We start from the raw sequence: 23,778 nt of genomic DNA on the forward strand, positions 1-23,778 counted from the left end.
GATTTTTAAGATGAAAAAGTTAAAAATATTTTTCGCAGCAGTAATGATCAGTATGGGAGCCTGTGATAGTTTTCTGGATGTACCCAATAAGACTTTAATTTCTCAGGACAGCTATTTTCAGACCGATCGGGATTTACTTCGTATGTTGTCCACCTCTTATTCTAATTTGCAGGATGTCCGGATTTATGCCAATTATTATTGGAAGCAAAGAGGACTGTTAACCAATGATGCCTTTACTATTGAAACAGATGCCGATCTGGCAGGAAATTATCGTTTCGATTTTTCCCTTTCCAGTGGAGAATTGAGGGGCTTGTGGTCTTCGCATTATAAAGGGATTCGTAGGGCTAATACTGTGATTCGGGAGGTGCCCGCAACGGTTCAAAATCCCGATTTAGTGGCAAGGGTAAAAGCGGAGGCCAGGGTACTAAGGGCCTTATATTACTTTCAATTAGTACAACAATGGGATTTTATTCCTTTGCGTACTCCTGAAAATATGGATGCCTATGCCATTGAGCAGGTTGATATTGAGACGGTATATCAATTCTTAATAGCAGATTTACAGGATCTGATTGATCAAAAGGCTTTGCCTGTTTCCTATGATGGAAGTGAAGATTATGAGCGGGGAAGAGCCACTATTTGGTTGGCGAAAGGGCTATTGGGTAAAATTTTCCTGTTTCAGGAAAAGATGGACCAGGCGGCATCACTTTTTAGAGATATAATAGACAATGGTGATTTTGAGCTGACGCCAAATGCCGAAGACATTTGGAATGTGAACAACCGCTTCAGCAAGGAGAATCTTTTTGAAGTATTGTATGATCGTGATGTGGGTGGGGGAAACTTCTGGTTTGATGATGGGGTAGAATCTTCTGAGGGTACGCAGCGCAATATATGGTTAGAAGCGATGGGAGACATTGGCGGCTACCAGAATTTGCGTCCTACTCAGGAGTTTATTGATACTTTTGAGGAGGATGATTTCCGATTAACCGCATTTATCCGACAGTTAGGTGATACCATTTATTATCGTAATCCGAGAATTGTGGGCGGAAGTCCGGACGACTTTCTCTCCGATCGGGTGGACCCCGTGGTGGCTAAGGGGCATAGCTCTATGCCTGTTAATGCCATTGGAAATAATGAAAGTTTTCCAGTGATGCGCCTTGCGGATATTTATTTAATGTATGCCGAAACGCAAGTGGGAAAGAATGAGGCGGAAGCGAAGCGTTTTATTGATCTGGTACGAGATCGTGCTTTTTACAACCCATGGCGAGATGAGGTACTACCGCACAAAAGTACGCAGGAATTAGTGGATTCGGGAAAAAGTTTATTGGATGTCATTAAAGAGGAGCGCCGAAAGGAGCTTTGTTTTGAAGGTCATCGTTATAATGACCTGCGTCGTTGGGGGATGTTAACAACTCTGGTGGATCATATTTCCGGTGAACAGCGCTTTATAGAAGGAAGGGCTTATTATCCGGTACCACAGCAGGAGATTGACAAATCCGGAGGACTCATGACGCAGTCACCCAACTATACGCCATAATTTTGGGGACTGGGTAAATTAGTAGCCTGTGTCATTTACAAAGCCAATTTTTATTTACAATAAAGACCTCCTTTATGGAGGTTTTTTTGTGTAGAACAAGGCAGCCGCCATTTTTAGCATAGATCAAGTTTACAAAATGAAAACTTGCCATGGAGCAAAGTTGGATCCTGAACAATTTGAAGCGAGCTATCTATGCCGAATTATTCAAGTTTAACCCGGATAATTCATGCTAAATCCTCGTTTAGCTGTAAGGCGGAAAAAAGGAAGAAATAGTTTCCTATTTCGGGTTTTTTCCAACGAAACAGGTGAATGAGGAGAAAGCAAGCACGCCCAAATTTGGGCTATTATAAATCAAAGAAAATTAATTATAATAAACTGAAATTAAATTACTTGCGATCGGTTGATAAATATAGCGTTGAATGATTCGGGTTAATATAAGTACACTGAGTTAAAACCCCTCCTCTTCGCCTTTTATAAAATAAAATGCGAATATTTTTTACCCTTCTCTTGTTGCTTATTTTTTCGTTCCGCATAACCTTTGGACAGCGTAATTACACCAATTCCTCTCCCAGTGTTTCGGAATATTTCAGCTGGATCAATCATACCAATGAAGGTCCCTCGGCGGAGCAAACTTTAGCGAATCTTTCATTTTTTGAATGGATGAATAAAAAGTATGGTGTTCAGTTGGATATCTATGCTTTGGATGCTGGCGCTATCGACGGTTTTCGATTTTATGGTTCAGATACATCAGCCCGATTTAAAAAGCAGTTCCCGAACGGTTTTGATCCTTTGGTTAAAAAAGCCCAATCTATAAATACCCGCTTGGGCTTATGGGCTGGACCGGATGGTTTTGGTAACAGCCTAACGACTGCCGATCAGCGATTGCAAATGATGGTGGGTTTGGTCAGGGAAAAGCATTTTGGCCTTTTTAAATTTGATGCCGTTTGTGGACCCTTAGCCGCTGAGCATGGAAACCTTTTCATCAGAATGATGGAACAATGTTATGCTTCGAATCCTGATTTGGTGGTGCTGAATCACCGACTCGACCTTGGGGAAAAAGGTCAGCAATACGCCACCACTTATTTATTAGGTGGTGAGGAATCTTATATCGATGTGCATCAGGTGAACCAAACCACCGGAGGACATCATCGGGTGAAAGCGATCAGCAGGGCCTATGATCCGGAATTGAAACGTCTGGCCGAGGATCATGGCGTTTGCTTTGGTTCGGGAACGGACTATTGGGAGGATGATTTTGTCTTGCACGCTTTTGGTCGAAATTTGATCGTTTCCCCACAGATTTATGGAAATCCCTGGTTGCTCAAAGATGAAGAGTTTGGGCAACTGGCTCGTTTATGGAATTTACATCGACAGCATAAAGCCCTTTTGGTAAATGGACAATGGGTAGGCAAAAAGGATGATGATATCGTCAGCCGGGGGGATGAGCATCGACGGTTTATTATTTTAAGGAATCTAAGTTGGCAACCCAAAAAGCAACGACTGAAGCTGGACAAGTCGCTTGGTTTGGGAACAGCAAAACATTGGCGGGTAAAGTTGCATCATCCGTGGGAGCAATGGTTGGGCGATTTTAATTTGAAGGATGAAATTGAAATAGAGGTCCTTCCCTTTCGTGTGGCATTGGTAGAAATCGGGACGCCTGAATCGGTAGATGTTTTGGTGAAAGAAACGCCCTATCTAAGCGAGCCGACCACAGACAGTACGAGTTTAACAGTGAAATTATTAACCAACTCCTTTCGGGAGCACGTAGAGATTGAAGGCAATCAAAAGGAGGTTTTGTCCAATGAAGGAGGAAATTATCAACAGTCTGGGAGGGTGAATATTGATGTTGATCCATTTGCAGTGATCGAAACACCTAAGGAAATCTACTCCATTTATGAGGCCGCTCAACATGCTGTGGGCAATAGTGCATTGGAGGTAGATGCGTTTTATCGGGCGGGTGAAACCAAATTTGAGGCGGTGACCAATGCTCGAAATGCTTTTTTTGAACAGGAGGCTTTTGTTGAGCGGGAGGCATGGGATCATTATCTTTTTGATGGCAATTTAGCCACTCATTTCAGTGTGCCCCTTCGTCATTTGCCCTACAATCCTTACCAGCATGCTTTGCGTATTCAGGCACCTTCGGCCATGAAACTGGACTCCTTGGTACTGACCGTTCCCGATGCCTTTGCCCTTCAGCCCTATCCAATGGGAGAAGCTTTTACCGTTAAGGCTACCTTAGATTTTGCTGAATGGAAAGACTTTTCTGTTTTGGCAGGCAAGCGAATGGTCGTCAAACTGGATCACAAGGAAGCGGTCCGTTACTTCACTTTTCCTTATGCATTTATCAGGCTGTCGGAGGTTCAGGCTTTTTATAATGGAAAAGCATTACCGATGGACCGCTGGCGTGCTTCCAACCTTCAGGCGCCCTATGTTTTTGATTGGCATTGGAACAAGGAGGAACACCACTATGCCCAAAAAGTGTGGAAGAAGGAACTGACCGTCGGCAAGCTGAGTCCAAACAGCTATTTGTGTGTGGCTCTCGAAGGGAAGCATGGTGTTGAGGGTGCTGTTTGTGCATTGCGAGTCGATGGACGGTGGGTGGGCCCGAAGGATCGGGCTCCTTCCTATCCTGTGGTTCCATGGGAATATCGTGTTAAACCGATGGATGCCAATTATACCTTCTTTTTTCCAATGCCTGCGGAATATCAGGCTAAGACCATTGAAGTGTTTGTCCTTGGAATGGATGCCCAACATTTGGACTTTACCCCCACCATTCACCTGCTCCAATACCCTCATCCCTACTTCAGTCAGCAGGTAAAACTGAGAAAAATAAAATTATAAAAAAAGATTGCTCAACTGAGTTAAAAGTCCATCGCTTGGTCTTTATATCAATGAAAACCGGTTTTTATTTTATTGATTAATTGATGAAAAAATTTGAAGCATACAAAGCAACGGACTTCCTGCAGGAAGATGGCTTTGTGGATTGGGGCAAAAACCCTGACGGAGAAACGGAGGATATTCGCTTCTGGGGGCAGTGGGTCGCGCTTCATCCTGAAAAAAGGCAGGAAATAGAGCGAGCAAAAAACATTCATGATCTTCTGGCAATGCCGGAAGGTCCCTTTGAAACTGAGAAATCACGGGTATGGTCCCGCTTACAATCATCCATCATTGCGGAACAGCAAACGGAAATAGAGCAGGCCAAAGGGAAACAGAAAGCATTACCTGTCGCCTATCCATCCCAAAGAAGATGGATGAAAGTGGCTGCAGCTTTCTTGTTAATGGCGTTTTGCAGTGGGATTTTATACCACTTTAGCCGTCAAAACCATGATCTGGTAACAGTGAAAAACCTCAAGGCAGAGGCAAGCACCGTCATGTTGCAGGATGGAAGTTCTGTTATTTTGAGCTCTGGGGCGTCGTTGACTTACCCTAAGAAGTTTGCTGCGGACATCAGGGAAGTTTCGCTGAAAGGACAAGCTTTCTTTGAAGTGGCCAAATCGGTGGATCGACCATTTTTGGTGCAGTCAAGTCATTTGACCACCAAGGTGCTCGGTACAAGTTTTATGATTAAGGATAATGATGAAGCCTACCGTGCTGAGGTGGGGGTGGTTACTGGAAAGGTGGCTGTTTATGAGTCCACCATAGGGCATCAGGATATCAAAAATGGGGTGGCCACTGCAGAGCTTTTACAGGCGGAGGAAGGCTTGGTTTTCTATCCTGAGGAGTCAAAATTTAGCCGGAATGCTTATCAGAACCATATCAGTCAAACCCTGAATTTTGAGCACACGCCTGTTCGGGAAATTGTGTCGGTATTAGAACAGATGTATGGCGTTGAAATCAGTTATGACCAACAGCAAATTGGCAATTGTAAACTCAACGCCAAATTGCTGGACATGTCATTACAACATAAAATAGCATTATTAAGTGCAGCCTTGGGCTGTGAGTTTAAACTCGATAAAAATAGCGTTGCATTAGTCGGTGGGGGGTGCTAATGTGTGAAACCATATCCCCTTAATTTTTTAATTGACTACTTTTTGACGATGAATATTCGACATCATTCTTTTAAGGGGAAAATTGTTTTTGGGCTCCTGTGGGTCTTTACCAGCCTGTTTCAAATTCAGGGATGGGCAGTGCCTCAGCAGGAAAAGAGGTTAAGTGTGAGCTTTAAAAACACACCACTTCCTACGGCTATACAGACACTGAAAACGGATCACGGGCTCGATTTTGTATATGTTACAGGGCTGCTCGACGGACGGGGAAATGTTTCGGTAGAGCTGGATCAGGCGACGGTTCCACAGGTGTTGGAGCAGGTTTTTAAGAATACCGGCATCAGCTACAATATACAATTTGGTCAGATTGTGCTGAAAAATGTTGGTGCACCCAAACCGACCAGGCAAGCTCAGCCCGACCAACCTATTAAGGTGAGTGGGGGCATTTATGATGATCGGAATAGTCCCTTGCCCGGGGTGACGGTCTATATAAAAGGCACGACAACCGGCACTTTTTCCGATATGCAGGGGCGGTATAGTATCGAGGTGCCTTCTGCTACGGATCAATTGGTTTTTTCCTTTGTAGGATTTGAAGAGCAGACCGTCATGGTGGGCAACCAATCGACCATCAATATTACCCTGCTTTCGACCGTTACGGATTTGGAAGAGGTGATTATTACAGGTTACGGTACCCAAAAAAAATCAGATATTATCGGTTCCATAGCCTCGGTAAAGGGAGCTGATTTGGCGATCAAGGCCAATTCGAGTTTTGAGGCAGGCCCTCAGGGGTCGCTTCAGGGGTTTCCATTCAGACGCAGGGTGGTGCGCCTGGTGCTCCTTCGACCATCAAGATCCGTGGTACGAACTCTATTTCCATGAGTACGGATCCGTTGTGGGTGATCGATGGGATGCTGGTGATCTCCAACCCTTCGGGCCTGGGGTCTTCGGGGCAGAGCCCGATGGCAACGATCAATCCCAACGATATCGAAAGCATAGAAGTATTGAAAGAGGCGGCTGCCACCTCTATTTTTGGTAGCCGGGCAGCAAATGGGGTGATTCTGGTAACGACTAAAACAGGGGAAGGCAATGAAGAGGCGACCACTACCTTTAACTACACCACAGGCATCTCCAACCTGATCCGCACTCCACAGGATATTGGCTATGCCAATACTTCCCAATGGTTTTCGATCATGGACAGGGCCTATCAAAATTCGCTGAACAGGAATTTCACTACCACCGACCATTATCAATATGTAGCCAATGCGAGCTCAAAAATATCCCGCGAATTGGCCGAAGACATTTCTACCGACTGGTATGATCAGGTTTTTCGGACCGGAACTTTTCAAGATCTCAATGTCAGTACTTCCAAAGGATTCAAGGGAGGAAGTTTTTATATCTCGACCAATTATCGCAAAGAAAAAGGGGTACAGCGCCATAATGATTTTGAGCGATTGGCTGTCAATTCTAACTTTAATTTCAAGCCCGGGAAAAACGTCAAGGTCGGGCTGAAGGTCAATATGGGATACACCAACAATGAGAAGCGGGAAAGTGGGACCACAAGCATCATTTTCTATGCCCTGCCGTGGTTTCCCGTGCAGGATCCTTATGATTTGAACCAATATTATAATCCGCTTACGGCCGGAAATCCAACGGCTCAAAATGACCCCGAGCATGTTAAGCTCAACGTTAAGCAATACCGAGTTTTGGGGGGCGCCTTTGTCGAATGGAGTGTGCCTTGGGTAAAAGGGTTGAAATTCCGTTCTGAAGTCTCCATGGATTTTGTGCAAAGCAATAATGTGGACTGGAGAGGGAAAACGATCAACGTCAATAGTAAATTTGAGCCTACCTCCGAAGCAATGGAAGAGGCCATCACTTATGTGGGAACCAACATCAATGCCTACGGCACTTACAACAAAACCTTCGGTATTCATCAACTCGATGTGGTTGGTGGACTTGAAGCCACAAGGCAAGGTCAATACACCCGTTACATGATGGGACAGGAACTCAACGGCCGTTATCAGGAAATAGGACAGCCCAATTTGCGTACTGATTTATTCGGTGGATTCGGGGAGGAAAGGTACCTTTTCGGAATTTTTGGACGAGCAAATTATAAGCTGAACAACAAATACCTTTTTGGTTTGAGTGCTCGACGTGATGGTTCATCGACCTTTGTTCCTGAAAATCGATGGGGAAATTTCATGGCTTTTTCGGCAGGGTGGTTTTTGTCAGATGAACCTTTTATGGATTTTGTGGGCAGTGGAACAACATTAAAACTGCGGGGAAGCTATGGTGAAATCGGTAATCAGGCGATTCCTTCGGGATTGAATCAGATCAGCTTTTTGGGGAATATCTCCTATGGTGGACCTGGCGTTTCGGGCGTTAATGGATCGATGCCTGTTAATGTTCCAGTAGCTACGCTAAAATGGGAAACCACCAAAAGTTTGGATTTTGGTATTGACTATGGTTTTTTGGACAACCGAATTAATGGTTCGGTGGCCTACTATCAGCGTAATGTAACCGATATGTTGATGCCTGTTCCTGTGCCGTGGTCGTCGGGTATTTCTTCGGACAATTCTGATTTTGGACAAGGATCTTATGATAAGGACGTCAATATTGTTTGGGGTAATGTAGGCGATATGCTCAACAGCGGTTGGGAGTTTGATGTGCATTCAATCAATATCGATAAAGGAAATTTTACTTGGAAAACGAGCTTCAATATCGCTTTCAATAAAAATATTATCGGTAGCCTGGCGCCAAGTTTGGATGATGCAGGAAAGGGCATCATTCACTCGGATACGCCGACGATTTCTCGGACAGGGGAGAAGCGACAGGTGTGGTACATTGCCGATTGGGCAGGACCCGATCCACAGACGGGCGTGCCGATGATTTATGCCTTGGACAAAGATCACTTTGATGTTACGGGTGAAACCAAACGACTCACCGATGCCGACGGCAACGATGTGCGTGTTCCTGCGGATCCTTCCAACATGCAACAAAACCGATTTATTCAGGAAGGTAAGTCGGCGGATCCGACCTATTATGGCGGTATAAACAACAGCTTCAGCTGGAAGAATTTTGACTTCAGCTTTATGTTTTCCTTCTCTGGTGGTAATTACATTTTGGATGTGGATCGCACGATTGCCACCATGCCGAATGAAACCCGGAACATGTTGGCAGAGATAGAAGAAAATTCATGGAAGCAGGAGGGCGACGTGGCCAAATATCCGCAACTGACCCAAAGAGGAAGGTACATTATTGATGGCAAAACGGTCAATGGTTTTGATAATCCTGACATGTACCACAATCGGGAACTTTTCAAAGGGGATTTCATTCGCTTAAGAAACATCACCCTCGGTTATAATTTACCAAAAACGATCGCGGACAAATTTCATATGCAGTCCATGCGCGTGTATGTGCAGGCTAATAATTTATGGACTTCAACCGATTATCCTGGCTTTGATCCCGAGAGAATGGCTTTTGTGAAATACAATACCCAAATCCCTCAAACCACTTCCTTTACCTTTGGTGCAAATGTAACTTTTTAATGATGATGGAGATGAGAAAACTTTTTAAAATAATTGCTTTGTTATTGCCATTGAGTTTGGCTTCCTGTAATGATTTTTTTGAGCTGGAAAGACCACCTCAGAACCCATGGACGTCTTTGGAGGAGTTTGAAAGGGTTCCCATCGGTTTGTATGCGAGTGTCTTTTCGGGGGATAACTGGAACATCCCTTTTGTAAATTATTATATGTTTAAAACCTCCATGGGAGATGATATTGCCTGGGTGTCGGATGCAAGCTGGGGATATTGGCGAGAAACCGATCAGCACAATCAATGGTCGGAGCGGAATTTTTACCTGTTGTACAGAACCATCTCCTCGGCTAATCTCGCATTGGAGTTTGTCGAAGAAGCAGGCGGCATGCCCTTCGAAGGCTTGACGCCCAAAGAAGTTACCAATGGCTTTAACCGTATTTTGGGAGAGATCTATTTCATGCGTGGAATGGCTTATTATTTTCTTCAGACCTTCTATGGGCCGACCTATAAACCATCAGGGAATGGAGAAGAGAGTATTCCGCTACGGCTCAACTATCCTAAGAATTTGGAAGAGGCACGGACACCAACCATCGGAACAACGCAGGAGATCTTTGACTTGATCTTATCCGATTTTGAAAGGGCGCATGATTTGTTACCCGATCAGTTTGTTCAGGGAAGTCATCATCCAAGTTATGAAGTACGTGCCAACAAGTTTGTTGCTTCGGCTATGTTGATGCGCCTGCATTTTCTGAGAGGAGAAAACGATCAGGCACTCAAATTTGCCAATGAATTAATTGATAACAATGGAGGACTTTTTGACCTAACGGAGGATCCCATTGAGGCCTTTAACAAGTCGGGCGTAAACCGTGGACGTGAGGTGATTTTTTATGTTCCCTTTTTCGATACCACCCTGGGAACACCCCACCACCTGAGTGTTTTGAATCATACCTATACCAATGAAAGAGATATCTGCGCATGGGCAGAAACCCGCATGTCCGAAAGCATGATGCGTCAGCTCGACTGGATGCAGGATCCAATGACCGAAACGGATTTCAGCATCAAGGCTAAGGCAGATAAGCGGTTTCAGCAGTTGATGGCCGTACGCTATCCGGAGGGAAAAGCCCCTGAAGGAGGCGTGGTGGATGGTCGCAAAGAAATTTCCGACCGCATGAGTTTGTGGCCCTACAAATATTTCCGAAGCCCTGACAACCTCAACACCAATGTTCCGATGATTCGGTTGGCGGAGGTTTATTTGACAAGATCAATTATCCGATTCATGGAAAATGACAAGCAGGGAGCCACCGACGATCTCAATATGGTAAAGCAAAGGGCTTGGGATGAAACCGTCGGAGGCCCCTTTGTACCTGTTACTGCTTCAGAAATTACGGCAGAAATGATTCATTTGGAGCGGGTGATTGAGATGTTCAATGAGGCTGATCGAATAGAATATTTGCGGGCATTAAAAATGGATATTCCCGCTGGCGACCGTGAAAATACTGCTCCTTTATCATTTGACGATGGTAAATTAGTCTGGGCAATTCCTGCGGAAGAGTGGATCTATTATTAAACCGATCATCCTGATGAGAAATTATTTTTTCCTTTTGATATGTGTTCTGTGTGCCTGTCAAGAAACAGCGATCGAGCCTGATCCAATTAAAATTGAGCCTCAAGACTTTTCATTGTTTGCGCCTGTCGATGGTAGTATGCAAGAGGAACTACAGGCACAACTTGTTTGGTTAGCTTCCGAAGGGGCAACTAGCTATCGCCTGACGGTCGGCACTTCGCTCGCTTTTGATGAAATATTCTTCGAACAAATGGACATCGAAGATACTACGATGGTGCTAGATGCGCTGTCCATGGATCAGACTTACTATTGGAAAGTTGAGGCAATGAGTGAATCGGATCTTAGCGTAAGCAGTGAAGTTTTTCATTTCAAAACCCCTTTGGTTCGTTTTGCTTCTTCTCCGAATATTAGTCGATATTTTGTTGCTCCTAATGGGGAAGATACGCCCGAGGCAGGGACAGAAGACCGCCCGTGGAAAAGTCCTGCCTATGCCTCCCGACTGGTTCCAAAAGATGAGGGCGATGAGATTTTTATCAAGTATGGAAGTTATGAAATCACCGACCCGATCCTCCTTGAAACGGGTACGCATTTGATAGGGGAGAGCAAGGAAGGGGTGCGTTTGTTTGGTACCGAAATCACCAAATATTACGATCCGCTGGAGGAAAAATATGACAAGCTCTTTTTCGATGGGTCGATGATTCAGCTCGTTTCTCCTTCAAGGGAAACGATGAGAAATCCTGCATCAAAAGCGATTGCACCGATGCAGGGAAATCAGCAGGTGAGAAATCTGACCTTGGACGGGCAAAACAAACAAGCCAAAACGGGCTTGTGGGTGGAAAACCGAAATGCCGTTGAGATTGCTGATCAGCACATCGAAAATATGAAATATCGGGGTATGGTGGTGATGTCGGCACCTAAACTTTGGATGCTGGAACCTGAATTTTATTTGACCGATATTCACCTGCACGACCTGTCTTTTAAAAACAGTGGAAAGGATCTTGAAGATGAAAGTATCGGAAACCTGAATGTGGCACAGTTGGATGGCGCCCTAATTGAGGATATTTTTATTGAAGATGATGAAGGTTATGGCCTCAAGTTCATCATTGATGGTTATTACAAAAATTGTGTGTTCCGAAATATTGAAACCCAACTCAGTGAGCAGGACAAACTATGGGGCGAGGACATTGGTGTGGAATTATGGAATTTGGGAGAAAATAACCTGGTGGAAAATGTGAAGTCCAACACCTGGCTATCATTGGTAAATCACGGTGGAATCTTTACCGATAAACCTGAAAGCGGTTGGAATCTGACCGTTCGGGATATTGAGGTGATAGACAATGATGGCAAAAGTAGCAAAGAAGGAATAGAGATTGGCTTGCCACATGTGGACATCAGTAAGGTCTTGGTCAAAAATAAAGGAATGGGCATTGCCATCTGGAATGCAGGAAATCACAACATTCAGATACACCATAGCCTCTTTATTAACGAAAAACACCAATTTAACTGGGCTGGAGGAAGTGGAATTTATATCGATAATAGTACAGATAATGATTTCAATGATTTCCGCATTAATCATAATGTTTTTGATAAAAATGTTTTCGGAATCAAGGTAAAAGGAGCGAAAATCAAAAAGGTGGAGATCACCAACAACCTGTTCATCGATTCGAAGACCGCAGATCTGAAAATCGATGGGGGACAGCTTTACTTTTCAAATAACTTCAAACACCAAACGGAATGGGTGATTGATGGAGATCCCCAATCTGCCGAATACAATCTGACAGGCGATGCAATGCTTAATGGCAGTGGGGATGATTATCAATTTTATACCCCCGAGCAGGGAAGTCCTTTGATTGATGCTGGAAAAATTTTGAAGGATCCTTTTAATGGATCGGCTCCTGATATTGGGTATGTGGAAAGGTAGTTTTATGAACTGTTCGGATGCACCTATGTGTGTATCCAAACTATTCAGTATTTCTAATGATTTGGGCAGACACATAGGTCAGCCCATACAGCGATCAAATAAAATTTTCTAATACAAAATCAAATGATGATTACGGGACAAAGTCTCCCATTATCACGAGCGTCCCTCTCCTGATAGATAAACATTCAATCTATGTTCAGCTCAGGCATCGCACTTGAACACAATTAATAACACCTTCCATTTTTTTACCGCCTATGAAACGCTATATCTTTCTTTCGTACCTATTTTTTATTTCTTGTCAAGCCGAAAAAACGCCCGAAGGTATTCCGCAAAAAGTGGATGCTTTGATGCGCCAAATGACTTGGGAAGAAAAGGTCGGACAACTGCATCAGGCATATGTTGAGCGCCCCACCGACAGCATCATGGGTTTAATCAAAGCTGGAAAAATGGGTTCCATGCTCAATGGCCGAACCACTTTTTATACCCTGAAGGATAGAAATGAAATGCAACGCATAGCGGTGGAAGAATCCCGATTGGGCATTCCTTTGCTTTTCGCTCATGACGTGGTGCATGGCTTCAAAACAAGCTTTCCGATCAATTTAGCGCAGGCGTGTAGCTGGAACCCTGATTTGGTTCAGCAGGTGGCAGTGGTAGCAGGGAAAGAGGCCCGTTCGCAGGGTGTGGACTGGGCATTCGCCCCCATGATGGACGTTAGTCGTGATCCTCGATGGGGTCGGGTGAGTGAATGTTATGGCGAAGATCCATTGCTTAATGCTTTGATGGGATCCGCAGTGGTGAAGGGCTATCAAGGAGATGAATTATCGGAGAAGTCGGCTTTGATGGCGTGCATGAAGCATTTTGTAGGTTACTCAGCACCTGATGGCGGGCGGGATTATCAGTCCACAGATTTTTCCAAAACCTCTCTTTTCAATACCTATCTGCCTCCTTTCAAGTCAGCGGTTGAGGCAGGGGCTTTTAGTGCCATGAGCTCATTCAATGAAATTGATGGGACGCCCGTAACGGCTTCCAAAAATCTGATTGCCGATATATTGAAAGAACAATGGCAATTTGATGGGGTAGTGGTCAGCGATTGGGATGCGGTGGTGCAACTGATGGATCATGGGGTGGCAGACACCAAATCCACGGCAGGAAAGCGAGCTTTGTTGGCGGGTGTCGATGTGGAAATGAAATCGGACAGTTACTTTTCAGCTTTGGAAAAAGGACTTACTGAAGAACAGCAATCGGCGATCGATGAAGCCTGTCGAAGGGTTTTGACCGCAAAATTTAAACTGGGCTTGTTCGACAATCCTTATGCTTCACAAGACCCTTCGGTAGAAAAGCTAAACCGCAAATTGGCCAAAAAAATCGCACAGCAAAGTATCGTTTTACTTAAAAATGATCAGGTTTTACCTTTAACAGAAAGTAAGAAAAATATTGCATTGATGGGACCTTTCGCCGATACCCAAAAGGTATTGGGCTATTGGAAATCAATTGGTAAGTCAGCAGATGCTGTTAGCCTGTCTAAGGCATTGTCCATGGAAAAAGGTCTAAATATTTCTCCGAAAATAAGCCCACAAACCGACTTGATCATCTATTGTGCAGGGGAGCAGGAAGAGGAATTTGGAGAGGCCAACAGTAAGTATGATTGCCGATTGTCCGCAGAACAAAGGGCAGAAATTCAGGCCTTGTCCGAAGGGGACATTCCTGTTGTGTTGGTGGTTTTCAATGGTCGCCCCTTGGTGCTGACCGAAGAAGAAAAGCAGGTCGAGGGCATTGTGCTCGCTTGGCATTTGGGGCTTGAGTCTGGGCATGCGATTGCGGATGTATTGACGGGCAGGTACAATCCATCGGGTCGATTACCGATCACCTTCCCAAAGTCCACGGGGCAGATCCCTATTTATTACAATCATAAACCAAGTGGCCGACCCCAAAGCAATAACTATAAAGGGGAGTTGGGGCAACCGCTGTATCCTTTTGGTTTCGGCTTATCCTATGGGCATACTGAAATTTCCGAGCCTATATTTTCAAAAGATACCTTTCAGAAATCTGATACTTTGACTTTTGAAGTTAAGGTGAAAAATAATTCGGATCTTACTGTAAAGGAAACGGTTCAGGTGTATTTCCATGATCCTGTGGCGTGGCAGAGCCAACCTGTTAAACGCTTATTGACTTTCAAACAGATTGATTTGGAAGGCAGAGATGAGCAGGTTGTTAAATTTGAAGTTCCTGTGCAGGCATTAGGATATTACGATTCACAAGGAAAGTACATTTTGGAAGAAGGTGCTATCCATATTTTTTCAGGTAAAGATGCTCAGGTCAAATCATTTACCCCAATCAACATTTCATCGTCATGAGAAAGGCACTCTTTATTCTACTGTTATTGTTTCTGATGGGGCGACTACTTTATGCACAGCCTGCTTATCATCAGGATCCCGAAATTACGGCTGTGAACCGAATGGAAATGGTGGCGGATTTTATAAGCTTCCCCAACCGAACAGCTTGGCAGAAAGATGAAAATGAGTATCATCTTTCTTTGGATGGCCAATGGAAGTTCAGGTATTGCGTTGCGCCTTCTTTATGGTCTGAATCCTTTTTTGAAAAAGATTATAAGACCAATAATTGGGACGAAATCCCCGTGCCTTCCAATTGGGAAATGCACGGCTATGGCTATCCGCATTATACCAACATCAAATATCCTTTCCCAAAAAATGCACCTTTTGTTCCCGACTCACTTAACCGAGTAGGGCAGTATAAACGGACATTTTCCCTTTCTAAATCATGGAAAAACCGACAGACCATCCTACGTATCGGGGCGGTGAAATCTGCTTTTTACCTGTATATCAATGGGGGATTTGTGGGCTATGGTCAAGACAGCAAATTATCCTCAGACTTTGATATTAGTCCATTTGTTCGAACAGGGAAAAACACGATTGCTTTGGCGGTTTATCAATATTGCGATGGAAGTTATTTGGAGGATCAGGACTTCTGGCGACTCTCAGGCATTCAGCGTTCCGTCGAACTTTTCAGTAAAGGCAAAGGAGCGATGGAGGACATACAGCTGACCGCATCTTTGGGTGAAAATTATGAAGAAGGCATCTTTGGCTTGAAGGTCAAAGCGGATCAAAATCACCTAAAAAAAATTGAATACCGACTGTTGGATCTGAAGGGAAAAGTGAAGACAGCGGGATTTTTGGAAGCTCCTTTTGTGATGGATTCTTTAAATATTGGCAGGGTTCATTCGTGGTCGGCAGAGCGTCCGTACCTTTACAACTTGGAATTGACGGGAATAGATCAGGCTGGGAAGACCGTTGAATTTGTACCGATGAGGGTAGGTTTTAAAACCGTTGAAATTTCGGGTGGTCAGATGCTGGTCAATGGTCAGCCGATATTGATCAAGGGGGTAAATCGTCATGAGCATGATCCAAAAACAGGCCATGTGGTCAGTCGGCAGGAGATGGAAAGGGAGATTCAGCAAATGAAACGAGCCAATATCAATGCGGTACGAACGTCCCATTACCCCAATGATTCCTATTGGTACAAACTCTGCGATCAGTATGGATTGTATGTTTATGATGAGGCGAATATGGAGGCGCATGACTATGGCTGGAGCGTGAATGAGTTGGCGACAATGCCCAATTACAAAAAGGCGATCATGGAGCGGACACAGCGAATGGTGGAGCGGGATAAAAATCATCCTTCCATCATCGCTTGGTCGATGGGGAATGAAAGTGGGAGCAGTCAGGCCTTTATTGATGCTTACCAATGGACAAAAAAAGCCGACCCTTCACGCCTTTGTGTGTATGATCGGGCGGAGATTGATCCTGCCTTCGCCCATACCCGCCATTCCGATGTTTTGGGTTGGATGTACGCAAGTGTAGAAAAGTTGAATTATATACTTTGGACGAATCCCAACCGACCATTTATCTGGTGTGAATACGCCCACTCGATGGGCAATAGCACAGGTAACTTGAATGATCTTTGGAAAGAAGTACGTAAGAATCCACGGCATCAAGGAGGATTTATCTGGGACTGGCGGGATCAGGGATTGGAAAAAATCGATGCAAAGGGAGAGCGATATTTTGCTTATGGAGGCGATTTTGAGCCTGATGGGGTGTATAATGACAGCAGTTTTTGCTTGAATGGATTGGTTTTTCCCGATGGCAGACCACAGCCCGCTTTGGCAGAAGTCAAGAAGGTGTATTAGGATATTCACCTGCAAGTGCATGATTTGAACAAGGGCGAATTTGAGATTTTTAATGAGTATTTCTTCAAAAACCTATCAGATGTAGAGATGGTCATTACGGCTTTTGATCAAGGGAAAAAAGTAGGCGTTTATCGTAATACCTCTTTGAGAATTTCACCTCAGCAACGGAAGATTTGGCAATGGGATCAGTGGGAAAAAGTCAAACGGAAAGGCGTTCAATGGCTGAATTTCGATGTTGTGAGCGCAGGAAATGTGATTGCACAGGAGCAAGTGGTGGTTCAATTTCCGATGGCTTTTCAAGCTACTCAAATGAAAGTTGACCATCTTTCGGAACAGGAATTGAGTAAAGATCGATTGAAATTGAGCCTGAATGAAAAGGGGCAAATTGCTTCCATAACATTCGATGGAAAAGCGCTTTTGGCTCAGCCTCTGACCTTTAATTTTTGGCGAAGAACGATTGATAATGATTATGGCTATCAGCTCGATCAGCATTCAAAAATATGGAAAGACCTTCAGAATAATTTAGTATTGACACAGCAAATACAGCTTGAAAACGGCTGGCGATTGTCATGGCATGCCGACGGTGTTTGTCAGATCGATCAAAGCATCATTTTGGTGGGGGATCAGCAAATCAAGATCAGCACGCAATTCTTGCCTTTGCAAAAAGACTTACCCTTGATGCCCCGTTTTGGACTCAAAACAGCAATCAACAAGGATTTTTCAAAAGTAAAATATATCGGTCGGGGGCCTTATGAAAACTACATTGACCGCAACTCAGGAGCATTTTTGGGTCATTATGAACAATCTGTAGCTGAATTTTACGTGCCCTATGTTCGTCCGCAGGAATACGGGCACAGAACAGTGTAATCACCAATGAAGCAGGGGACTACCTCCGATTCATGGGCCAACCCACTTTTGAATTCAATCTTCAGTCCAAAGCCCTTTCTCCCCAAAAAGCAAATCAGCGGAATTTGCATACCACCGATATGCTTCCACTCGACGAGCCGATACTCGAAATCGATGCCCTACACATGGGCGTTGGGGGCGATACTTCCTGGGGTGCTAAACCACATGCACAATATTTGATTTATCCGAAGGCGATCAGTTGGGAGTTGGTGGTTGAAATAGGAAATGATCAATCATTGTCAAAGCTATAAAATTCATTTCACAATCACGAGAATCTTCTCTTGCCTTTCTATCGCGAGAGTCCCTCTCGTGATAGCTTTTTTACCATCCTGCAAAGGCATAATTCATTATGTCTCACGGCTCGCTTTTATTATTATTTTCCACGGGTTCTCACCCGAGGCTATTGAAAATGTACCTTCGGCGCATCCATCCCAATAGGCAAGCTATCACTACAAAACCCTTGGATTCCGAGCGAAAAAGGTTAATTTAGAATCCCAATCAACCGAATACAACGTGCGAGATGCCTTAGGAAATATCGTAGCGATCTATGATCAAAACCTCAACCAAAAGGAGATACCGCTCTATGGTAGTGGCCGATTGGGTGTTCATTTTTACCGCTAATGTGGATCTTTGATATTGTGGAGATTGAAATAAAGGGAGTTGCAAATTAAATTTTATGGGTGCTATATTTGGTTATTTTTGTGTAACGTCATTTATTGCTTACTGCCTTAGTATAGTTGTGTATAGAGTATATTTTAGTTTGTACATAGAGAGTGAAAAGGATTTTATTTGTGATAAGAATAGTTATGTTTGGGTTTCGTCCCAAAAACTTATTCATAGGAATATTGATATTGGATGTGACAATGTAGAGTTAAATAAAAGAATGAAGATTGCCTTGAGTTGGATAAGGATAAATAAGTACTTAGTAATCTCTAGTATAGGGGGCTTTATCAGATTGCTAATAAATTCTTTTCTGTTAATACTATTTCAATGATATAGTATATTTTTTTAACCGTGATTATGAATGAAGTTTAATTTTTCGCAATAACCATGACCGACAGCAATCCATTGGCAAGCTATCACTACACCCCCTTGGATTCCGTGCGAAAAAGGTTTATTTAGAATCTCAATCAACCGAATACTACGTGCGAGATGCATTAGGAAATATCGTAGCGATCTATGATCAAGACCTCAATCAAAAGGAGGTTCCATCGATTTTTTTATTAACCACAGCTAAAGCAATGGCCTAACAGCGTTAAAACTGCTAAAGCAGGTTGGTGCGGATTTCATGGTTAAAACGCCCCAGACATAAAACCTTTTTGTCTACTGCGGGCATTCATTTGAATATCAAGGCCAACCCATTTTAATGGGTTTCACCTTGTTAGGCCAAGGTTTCAAACTTGGTTAAATAATGGATGGATCGTAGATCGGAGTCTACGATCAGAAAAGGGAATGTGCCGAAGGTAATTTTCAATAGCCTCGGGTCCAACCCGTGAGAAATAATAATACAAGCGAGCCGTGAGACATAATAAATTATGCCTTTACAGCGTGGATGGGATATAGATCAGAGTCTACGAACAGCGGAGAGAACCATTTTTCAGGTCGGTAGAAATTTTCTACCTAATTTTTTTATTTCCACTGAGTTAAAAGTTTGGTATTCAACCTTTATAGAGATAAGACCTCCATGTAAATTTTTTCCAAATGCTGCATACTACAGATCAGGGATTGATCTTCATTCCTGTATTTGATATGCTCAATTGGGGACTTTATTATTTTTTTCTCACCCAAATTATTTACTATGGAAAGATGTTTCCCCCATGGTTTTTGGTTTTTATTTAAAATTCAAAAGGGAGTGTAAACTGAACGCTGTCTCTTAAAAATTCTCCTCTCTGCAGATAAGCCCTGCTAAGCTAAAGAAATAATATCAGATTATTTCTTTTGAAAGCCAAGTGTTCAGTACTTTTTAAGAGATGTGCTGGCTCCATGCAAGGGTAGGCGACGAAGGAGCCTATTTATATACCCTTGCGTGGATGCGCTCATCTCTTATTTTTGTATCTGACACTTTGTTTTCTGTGGGATCAGATATCCATTGGCATTCTGTCTCCGAAGTGGATTCTAAGCTGCTGAGCGGTTATTCCCCAGTTTTGAACAGCAGAGGTCCATTTTTTGGAGATGTTCATATAAGCCAGATAGATGAGTTTTAGCAACGCATTATCGTTGGTAAAAGCACCCTTGGTTTTGGTGATTTTACGAACCTGACGATGAAAACCCTCTACCGCATTGGTGGTGTAAATCATCTTACGGATGTGCGTATCATACTGAAAGTAATGGGTTAATTCCTCCCAATTACGTTCCCAGGACTCGATCACCACCGGATATTTACCGCCCCACTTATTTTTCAGGTTGCCTAGCTCTGTTTCAGCCACTTCCTTAGTTGTTGCCTTATAGACCAGTTTAAGATCTTTCATGAATTCCTTTTGATCTTTGGAGGCCACATATTTAGTCGAATTACGAATCTGGTGAATGACACATTTCTGAATTTCAGTTTTTGGAAAGATGCTCTGGATGGCTTCTGAAAAACCTTTCAGGTTATCGGTACAGGCAATCAAAATATCTTCAACCCCTCTATTTTTTAGATGAGTCAGAACATTTAGCCAAAACTTAGCGCCCTCGGATTCAGATACATACATGCCAATTAATTCTTTCTTACCTTCTTCATCCAGTGCAAGAACATTGTAAACGGCTCGACTAGTTACCCGACCATCTTCTCCTCTCACCTTAAAGTGAAATGCATCCATCCAGACAATGGGATACACCGATTTAAGATCTCTGTTTTGCCAGGCTTTAACTTCTGGTAAAATCTTGTCAACTATCGAAGAGAGCGTTTGTGCGCTTACTTTCGTGTCATACATGTCTTCAATGTACTCGGAAATATCCCTAAGACTCATCCCCTTAGCATAAAGAGCCGTGATTTTAGCGGATAGACTATCTGCTAAAACAGTCGAACGTTTAGGCACAATTTCAGGCTGAAAACTGTTCTCTCTATCTTGAGGAGTGATTAGTTCAACCTTTCCAGCTGAGGTTTTAACCGTTTTCTTTCGCTTACCATTTCTTTTATTTTTCTTGTCAGACTGCTTCTCCTTTCGCAAGTGCGCTTCCATCTCAGCCTCCAAAGCACTGTCTAGGAATTGTTTAAGTAAAGGGGCAAAAACGCCACCTTCTCCTGTCAAGGATTTGCCTGATTTAAGTTGCTTGATGGCTAAATCGCGCATCTCTTCGAAATTAGTTTCTGACTGCTGGTCTTTGTTCTGGTAAGTATCCATAATGTTTGCAAGTTATAAATTTAACAAATATGGACAGCGTTTATTTTACAGTCTCATCGGGCTTTTACGCTTGCCCTTTGTTTATAATAATACAAAGATTGAGTTATGGGTGAATATTGGTGAAGAAACGGTAAGTGCAAACGATGTTTTTAAATATGATAAATTTCTAAATATTTATAATGAGGTAGTTAGTAGTCCTCCAAAAGTGCTGAAAAGTGGAGCATGCCTATTGGTCTATCAGAAGGGATTGATGTAATTTTCTAAGGTTTTATGTTAGCTTTTATTTAAATTTTATTTAAATTTTATTATTTTAATAGAAAGACATGACCTATGGAAGAACAATTACTTTAGAAGCAAGTCCAAAAGGGAAATTATCTCGCTTTTGAATCGCTATACCAAACATTTTTTAATCGGCTCTATAGTTATGGAAAGAAAATCGCTCAGGATCACGATGTGGTTGAAGATGCTATCCATGATTTATTTTTAGATTTATGGAAATACAAAGAGAAGCTTTCGGACACCACCTCTGTACAGTTCTATCTCTTCAGATCCTTACGCCGAAAAATTGTTAAAAACGATCAGCTCGCTGACCGCAAAAAAATCTTTGACTATGACCTGAGCCTCGATCAGGCATTTGAATCCCTCAATGTTCAGGAAAAAATCATTGCCGATGAAAGCAGGGATGAACACATCCAATCGCTCAAATCCGAGATGAACGGTTTGTCCGCTCGCCAATACGAAGCCTTGATCCTTAAATTCTATAATAATTTCTCCTATGAAGAAATCGCTCAGGTAATGGAAGTCAATGAGCAGTCCGCCCGAAATTTGGTTACTCGCGGACTGGATAAATTGAAAACCGTGATGGTGAAGGTGGTTACTTTATTGATAATAAGTTTATACTTTTTAATGGGGTGATTTTTTGATGGGAGCGAATACAGGAGCCTACGAGCAAAGCATGTTGTGCATCCGGGAGGTTAAGGGTAGTGGTGCATCGATGATAAAAGCGATTTCCTTGAAAAATATTTATATTGCATGAAAATCGCACAAGCAGCATCATGAAACACATCCTTATCGGTTCATCGGACTTCAAAGAGCTTATCGAGCAACAGGCATATTATATCGATAAGACCGCTATGATTGAAGGATTAATGAGTGATAATCAGGCGAAGGTATCTCTTTTTCCACGTCCCCGCCGTTTTGGGAAGACACTTAACATGAGCATGCTTAGTTATTTTTTCAACATTGAACAAGCAGAGGAGAATAGCACGCTATTTGAAGGATTAGCCATTGAGCAGTCCGAGGCATGGAAGCATCAGGGAAAGTATCCAGTGATTTTTTTGAGTTTTAAGGATTTAAAACAGGCTTCTTTTGAGGGGACAATAAAGAAATTGAGTCGGATGCTTCAAAAGTACGTGTTGGATGAGTTTTCCTATTTGCTGACGTCTGATCATTTGGAGGATCACGAACGTGACTATCTGGATCAGCTTAAAAAAGGGCAGTTAGATCGTTATGACCTTGAGGAGTTTTTGGGGGAAGTAGGTAATTTTTTATATAAATACCATGGGGTGGGCCCGGTCATTCTTATTGATGAATACGATGCGCCTATCCATGCTTCTTATAAAAATGGATATTTGGAGGAAATGATCTCTTTCATGCGTAATTTCCTCTCGGCAGGCTTTAAGGACAATGAAAACCTGACCAAAGGGGTGATCACGGGTATTCTTCGTGTGGCGAAGGAAAATATCTTTTCGGGATTAAACAATATTGTTACCTATTCAATTTTGAATCATCAGTTTTCGGACTGTTTTGGCTTGACGCAGGAAGAAGTCGATCAGTTGTTGATGGATTCGGGTAGTTCAGCGCGTCGGGAAGAGGTGGCCCACTGGTACAATGGCTATTCCTTTGGCGGGAAAAGCCAAATGTACAACCCTTGGTCAATATTGAATTTTGTGGCTCATTTGCAGGATGGATTAATCCCTTACTGGGTGAATACTTCTTCCAACGACCTGATTAAAGAAATATTGCCCAAATCGGATAGGATCACCCAGGATCTGCTATTTGGACTTTTGGAAGGAAAAACGGTCGAGGCAGAGGTAGAAGACTCCATGGTATTTGAGGAATTGTATGATGGAAAGTCCGAAATGGTTTTAGGCTTGTTGCTCTTTAGTGGTTATCTGACCACCGCGTCATATTCGGAAACCAGAAAGAAGAAACTGCGCATCCCCAACCTGGAAATTAAGCAGATGTATCAGCGGATTTTGAAGCACTATCTCGATGCGACTTCGATTAAACAAAACCTGTTGATCGAATCCTTTTTACGTCAGGAACCCGCAACTTTTGCAGATCTGTTGGAGCGGTTCTTCCTGAATTCTTTTAGCTTTTTTGATTTTGACCATCGGGGAGAATCTCCCGAAAAGATTTATCACGCCTTTATGCTGGGCTTGATGGCACATTTGAGCGAAGAATATCATGTTAAATCCAATCGCGAAAGTGGCTTGGGTAGATCGGATATCATTATTTTTCCCAAAGATTACACCAATCCGAAAGCATGGATTTTAGAGTTTAAAAAGAAGAATCTGGATATTAAACAAAGCCTAGCCGAGTTGGCAGATATCGCTTTGAAGCAAATCAAAACCAAGCAATATTACACGGAACTGATCGAGTCAGGTCATACTGAGATATTAGCCATGGGCGTCGCTTTTGATGGGAAAGAAGTTGTTTGTGCCTGGGATAAAAAATGACGGATTGTTGGCTATCATGAGAAGGATGTTAAAGAAAGGGTGATCATTTTCGATAGGTGAAAGATCAA

Annotated in this window: 14 protein-coding genes and 1 pseudogene; 14 read left to right on the forward strand and 1 reads right to left on the reverse strand. The window is 43.0% G+C overall.

Translation table 11 applies throughout. From position 1 onward, the window contains the following. Window positions 1-10 precede the first annotated feature (10 nt). The 11 genes from AAA970_RS24455 (at window position 11) to AAA970_RS24505 (ending at window position 17,897) form a co-directional block, all read left to right on the forward strand. Complete coding sequence (locus AAA970_RS24455) at window positions 11-1,534, forward strand: RagB/SusD family nutrient uptake outer membrane protein (RefSeq protein ID WP_338239529.1); 1,524 nt, start codon at window positions 11-13, stop codon at window positions 1,532-1,534. Between the two features lie 483 nt (window positions 1,535-2,017). After that, on the forward strand, window positions 2,018-4,372 hold the full coding sequence (locus AAA970_RS24460; RefSeq protein WP_338239530.1) for a hypothetical protein: 2,355 nt from the start codon (window positions 2,018-2,020) through the stop codon (window positions 4,370-4,372). Between the two features lie 83 nt (window positions 4,373-4,455). Beyond that, window positions 4,456-5,520, forward strand: a complete 1,065-nt coding sequence (locus AAA970_RS24465; protein WP_338239531.1) for a FecR family protein — start codon at window positions 4,456-4,458, stop codon at window positions 5,518-5,520. Window positions 5,521-5,568: 48 nt separating this feature from the next. Then, window positions 5,569-6,396, forward strand: coding sequence for an STN domain-containing protein (locus AAA970_RS24470; protein WP_338239533.1), 828 nt, complete (start codon window positions 5,569-5,571; stop codon window positions 6,394-6,396). Next, window positions 6,363-9,062 carry a SusC/RagA family TonB-linked outer membrane protein gene (locus AAA970_RS24475; protein ID WP_338239573.1) on the forward strand — a complete coding sequence of 900 codons (2,700 nt, stop codon included), beginning with the start codon at window positions 6,363-6,365 and terminating at the stop codon, window positions 9,060-9,062. Before AAA970_RS24470 ends, AAA970_RS24475 begins: the two co-directional genes overlap by 34 nt. A gap of 11 nt (window positions 9,063-9,073) precedes the next feature. Then, window positions 9,074-10,618: a RagB/SusD family nutrient uptake outer membrane protein gene (locus tag AAA970_RS24480; RefSeq protein WP_338239534.1), complete on the forward strand. Its 1,545-nt coding sequence runs from the start codon at window positions 9,074-9,076 to the stop codon at window positions 10,616-10,618. A 13-nt stretch (window positions 10,619-10,631) separates the two neighbouring features. Further along, complete coding sequence (locus tag AAA970_RS24485) at window positions 10,632-12,536, forward strand: right-handed parallel beta-helix repeat-containing protein (RefSeq protein ID WP_338239535.1); 1,905 nt, start codon at window positions 10,632-10,634, stop codon at window positions 12,534-12,536. A 254-nt stretch (window positions 12,537-12,790) separates the two neighbouring features. Continuing rightward, complete coding sequence (locus AAA970_RS24490; protein WP_338239536.1) at window positions 12,791-14,890, forward strand: glycoside hydrolase family 3 N-terminal domain-containing protein; 2,100 nt, start codon at window positions 12,791-12,793, stop codon at window positions 14,888-14,890. After that, window positions 14,887-16,740, forward strand: coding sequence for a glycoside hydrolase family 2 TIM barrel-domain containing protein (locus AAA970_RS24495; RefSeq protein WP_338239537.1), 1,854 nt, complete (start codon window positions 14,887-14,889; stop codon window positions 16,738-16,740). The genes AAA970_RS24490 and AAA970_RS24495 overlap by 4 nt, the downstream gene beginning before the upstream one ends. Window positions 16,741-16,755: 15 nt before the next feature. Beyond that, entirely contained in the window at window positions 16,756-17,607 is an 852-nt protein-coding gene (locus AAA970_RS24500) for a beta-galactosidase small subunit-related protein (protein WP_338239538.1), read from the forward strand. A 32-nt stretch (window positions 17,608-17,639) separates the two neighbouring features. After that, window positions 17,640-17,897, forward strand: a complete 258-nt coding sequence (locus tag AAA970_RS24505) for a beta-galactosidase small subunit-related protein (protein ID WP_338239539.1) — start codon at window positions 17,640-17,642, stop codon at window positions 17,895-17,897. Between the two features lie 1,827 nt (window positions 17,898-19,724). Here AAA970_RS24505 and AAA970_RS24510 read toward each other — a convergent pair. Next, window positions 19,725-20,918 (reverse strand): IS256 family transposase, encoded by a 1,194-nt coding sequence (locus AAA970_RS24510; RefSeq protein WP_420916752.1) that lies wholly within the window; start codon window positions 20,916-20,918, stop codon window positions 19,725-19,727. A gap of 52 nt (window positions 20,919-20,970) precedes the next feature. Between AAA970_RS24510 and AAA970_RS24515 the strand changes: the two genes are divergently transcribed. From AAA970_RS24515 to AAA970_RS24525, 3 genes and pseudogenes are all read left to right on the forward strand, one after another. Continuing rightward, window positions 20,971-21,225, forward strand: a complete 255-nt coding sequence (locus tag AAA970_RS24515) for a hypothetical protein (RefSeq protein WP_338239541.1) — start codon at window positions 20,971-20,973, stop codon at window positions 21,223-21,225. Window positions 21,226-21,359: 134 nt separating this feature from the next. Further along, window positions 21,360-21,884 (forward strand): annotated as a pseudogene (locus AAA970_RS24520) (RNA polymerase sigma factor); the annotation flags it as partial. A 140-nt stretch (window positions 21,885-22,024) separates the two neighbouring features. Further along, entirely contained in the window at window positions 22,025-23,710 is a 1,686-nt protein-coding gene (locus AAA970_RS24525; RefSeq protein ID WP_338239542.1) for an AAA family ATPase, read from the forward strand. The last annotated feature ends 68 nt before the right edge of the window (window positions 23,711-23,778 follow it).

The sequence above is a fragment of the Persicobacter diffluens genome (genome assembly GCF_036244895.1).
Lineage (GTDB): Bacteria > Bacteroidota > Bacteroidia > Cytophagales > Cyclobacteriaceae > Persicobacter > Persicobacter diffluens.

What these genes read in the sequence shown, in the direction of transcription:
- AAA970_RS24485 (WP_338239535.1), top strand. Translation starts at nt 10,632, where the DNA reads ATGAGAAATTATTTTTTCCTTTTGATATGTGTTCTGTGTGCCTGTCAA.
- AAA970_RS24480 (WP_338239534.1), top strand. Translation starts at nt 9,074, where the DNA reads ATGAGAAAACTTTTTAAAATAATTGCTTTGTTATTGCCATTGAGTTTG.
- AAA970_RS24470 (WP_338239533.1), top strand. Translation starts at nt 5,569, where the DNA reads ATGAATATTCGACATCATTCTTTTAAGGGGAAAATTGTTTTTGGGCTC.
- AAA970_RS24510 (WP_420916752.1), bottom strand. Translation starts at nt 20,918, where the DNA reads ATGCGCGATTTAGCCATCAAGCAACTTAAATCAGGCAAATCCTTGACA.
- AAA970_RS24455 (WP_338239529.1), top strand. Translation starts at nt 11, where the DNA reads ATGAAAAAGTTAAAAATATTTTTCGCAGCAGTAATGATCAGTATGGGA.
- AAA970_RS24505 (WP_338239539.1), top strand. Translation starts at nt 17,640, where the DNA reads ATGGGCCAACCCACTTTTGAATTCAATCTTCAGTCCAAAGCCCTTTCT.
- AAA970_RS24495 (WP_338239537.1), top strand. Translation starts at nt 14,887, where the DNA reads ATGAGAAAGGCACTCTTTATTCTACTGTTATTGTTTCTGATGGGGCGA.
- AAA970_RS24460 (WP_338239530.1), top strand. Translation starts at nt 2,018, where the DNA reads ATGCGAATATTTTTTACCCTTCTCTTGTTGCTTATTTTTTCGTTCCGC.
- AAA970_RS24515 (WP_338239541.1), top strand. Translation starts at nt 20,971, where the DNA reads ATGTTTGCAAGTTATAAATTTAACAAATATGGACAGCGTTTATTTTAC.
- AAA970_RS24490 (WP_338239536.1), top strand. Translation starts at nt 12,791, where the DNA reads ATGAAACGCTATATCTTTCTTTCGTACCTATTTTTTATTTCTTGTCAA.
- AAA970_RS24525 (WP_338239542.1), top strand. Translation starts at nt 22,025, where the DNA reads ATGAAACACATCCTTATCGGTTCATCGGACTTCAAAGAGCTTATCGAG.
- AAA970_RS24465 (WP_338239531.1), top strand. Translation starts at nt 4,456, where the DNA reads ATGAAAAAATTTGAAGCATACAAAGCAACGGACTTCCTGCAGGAAGAT.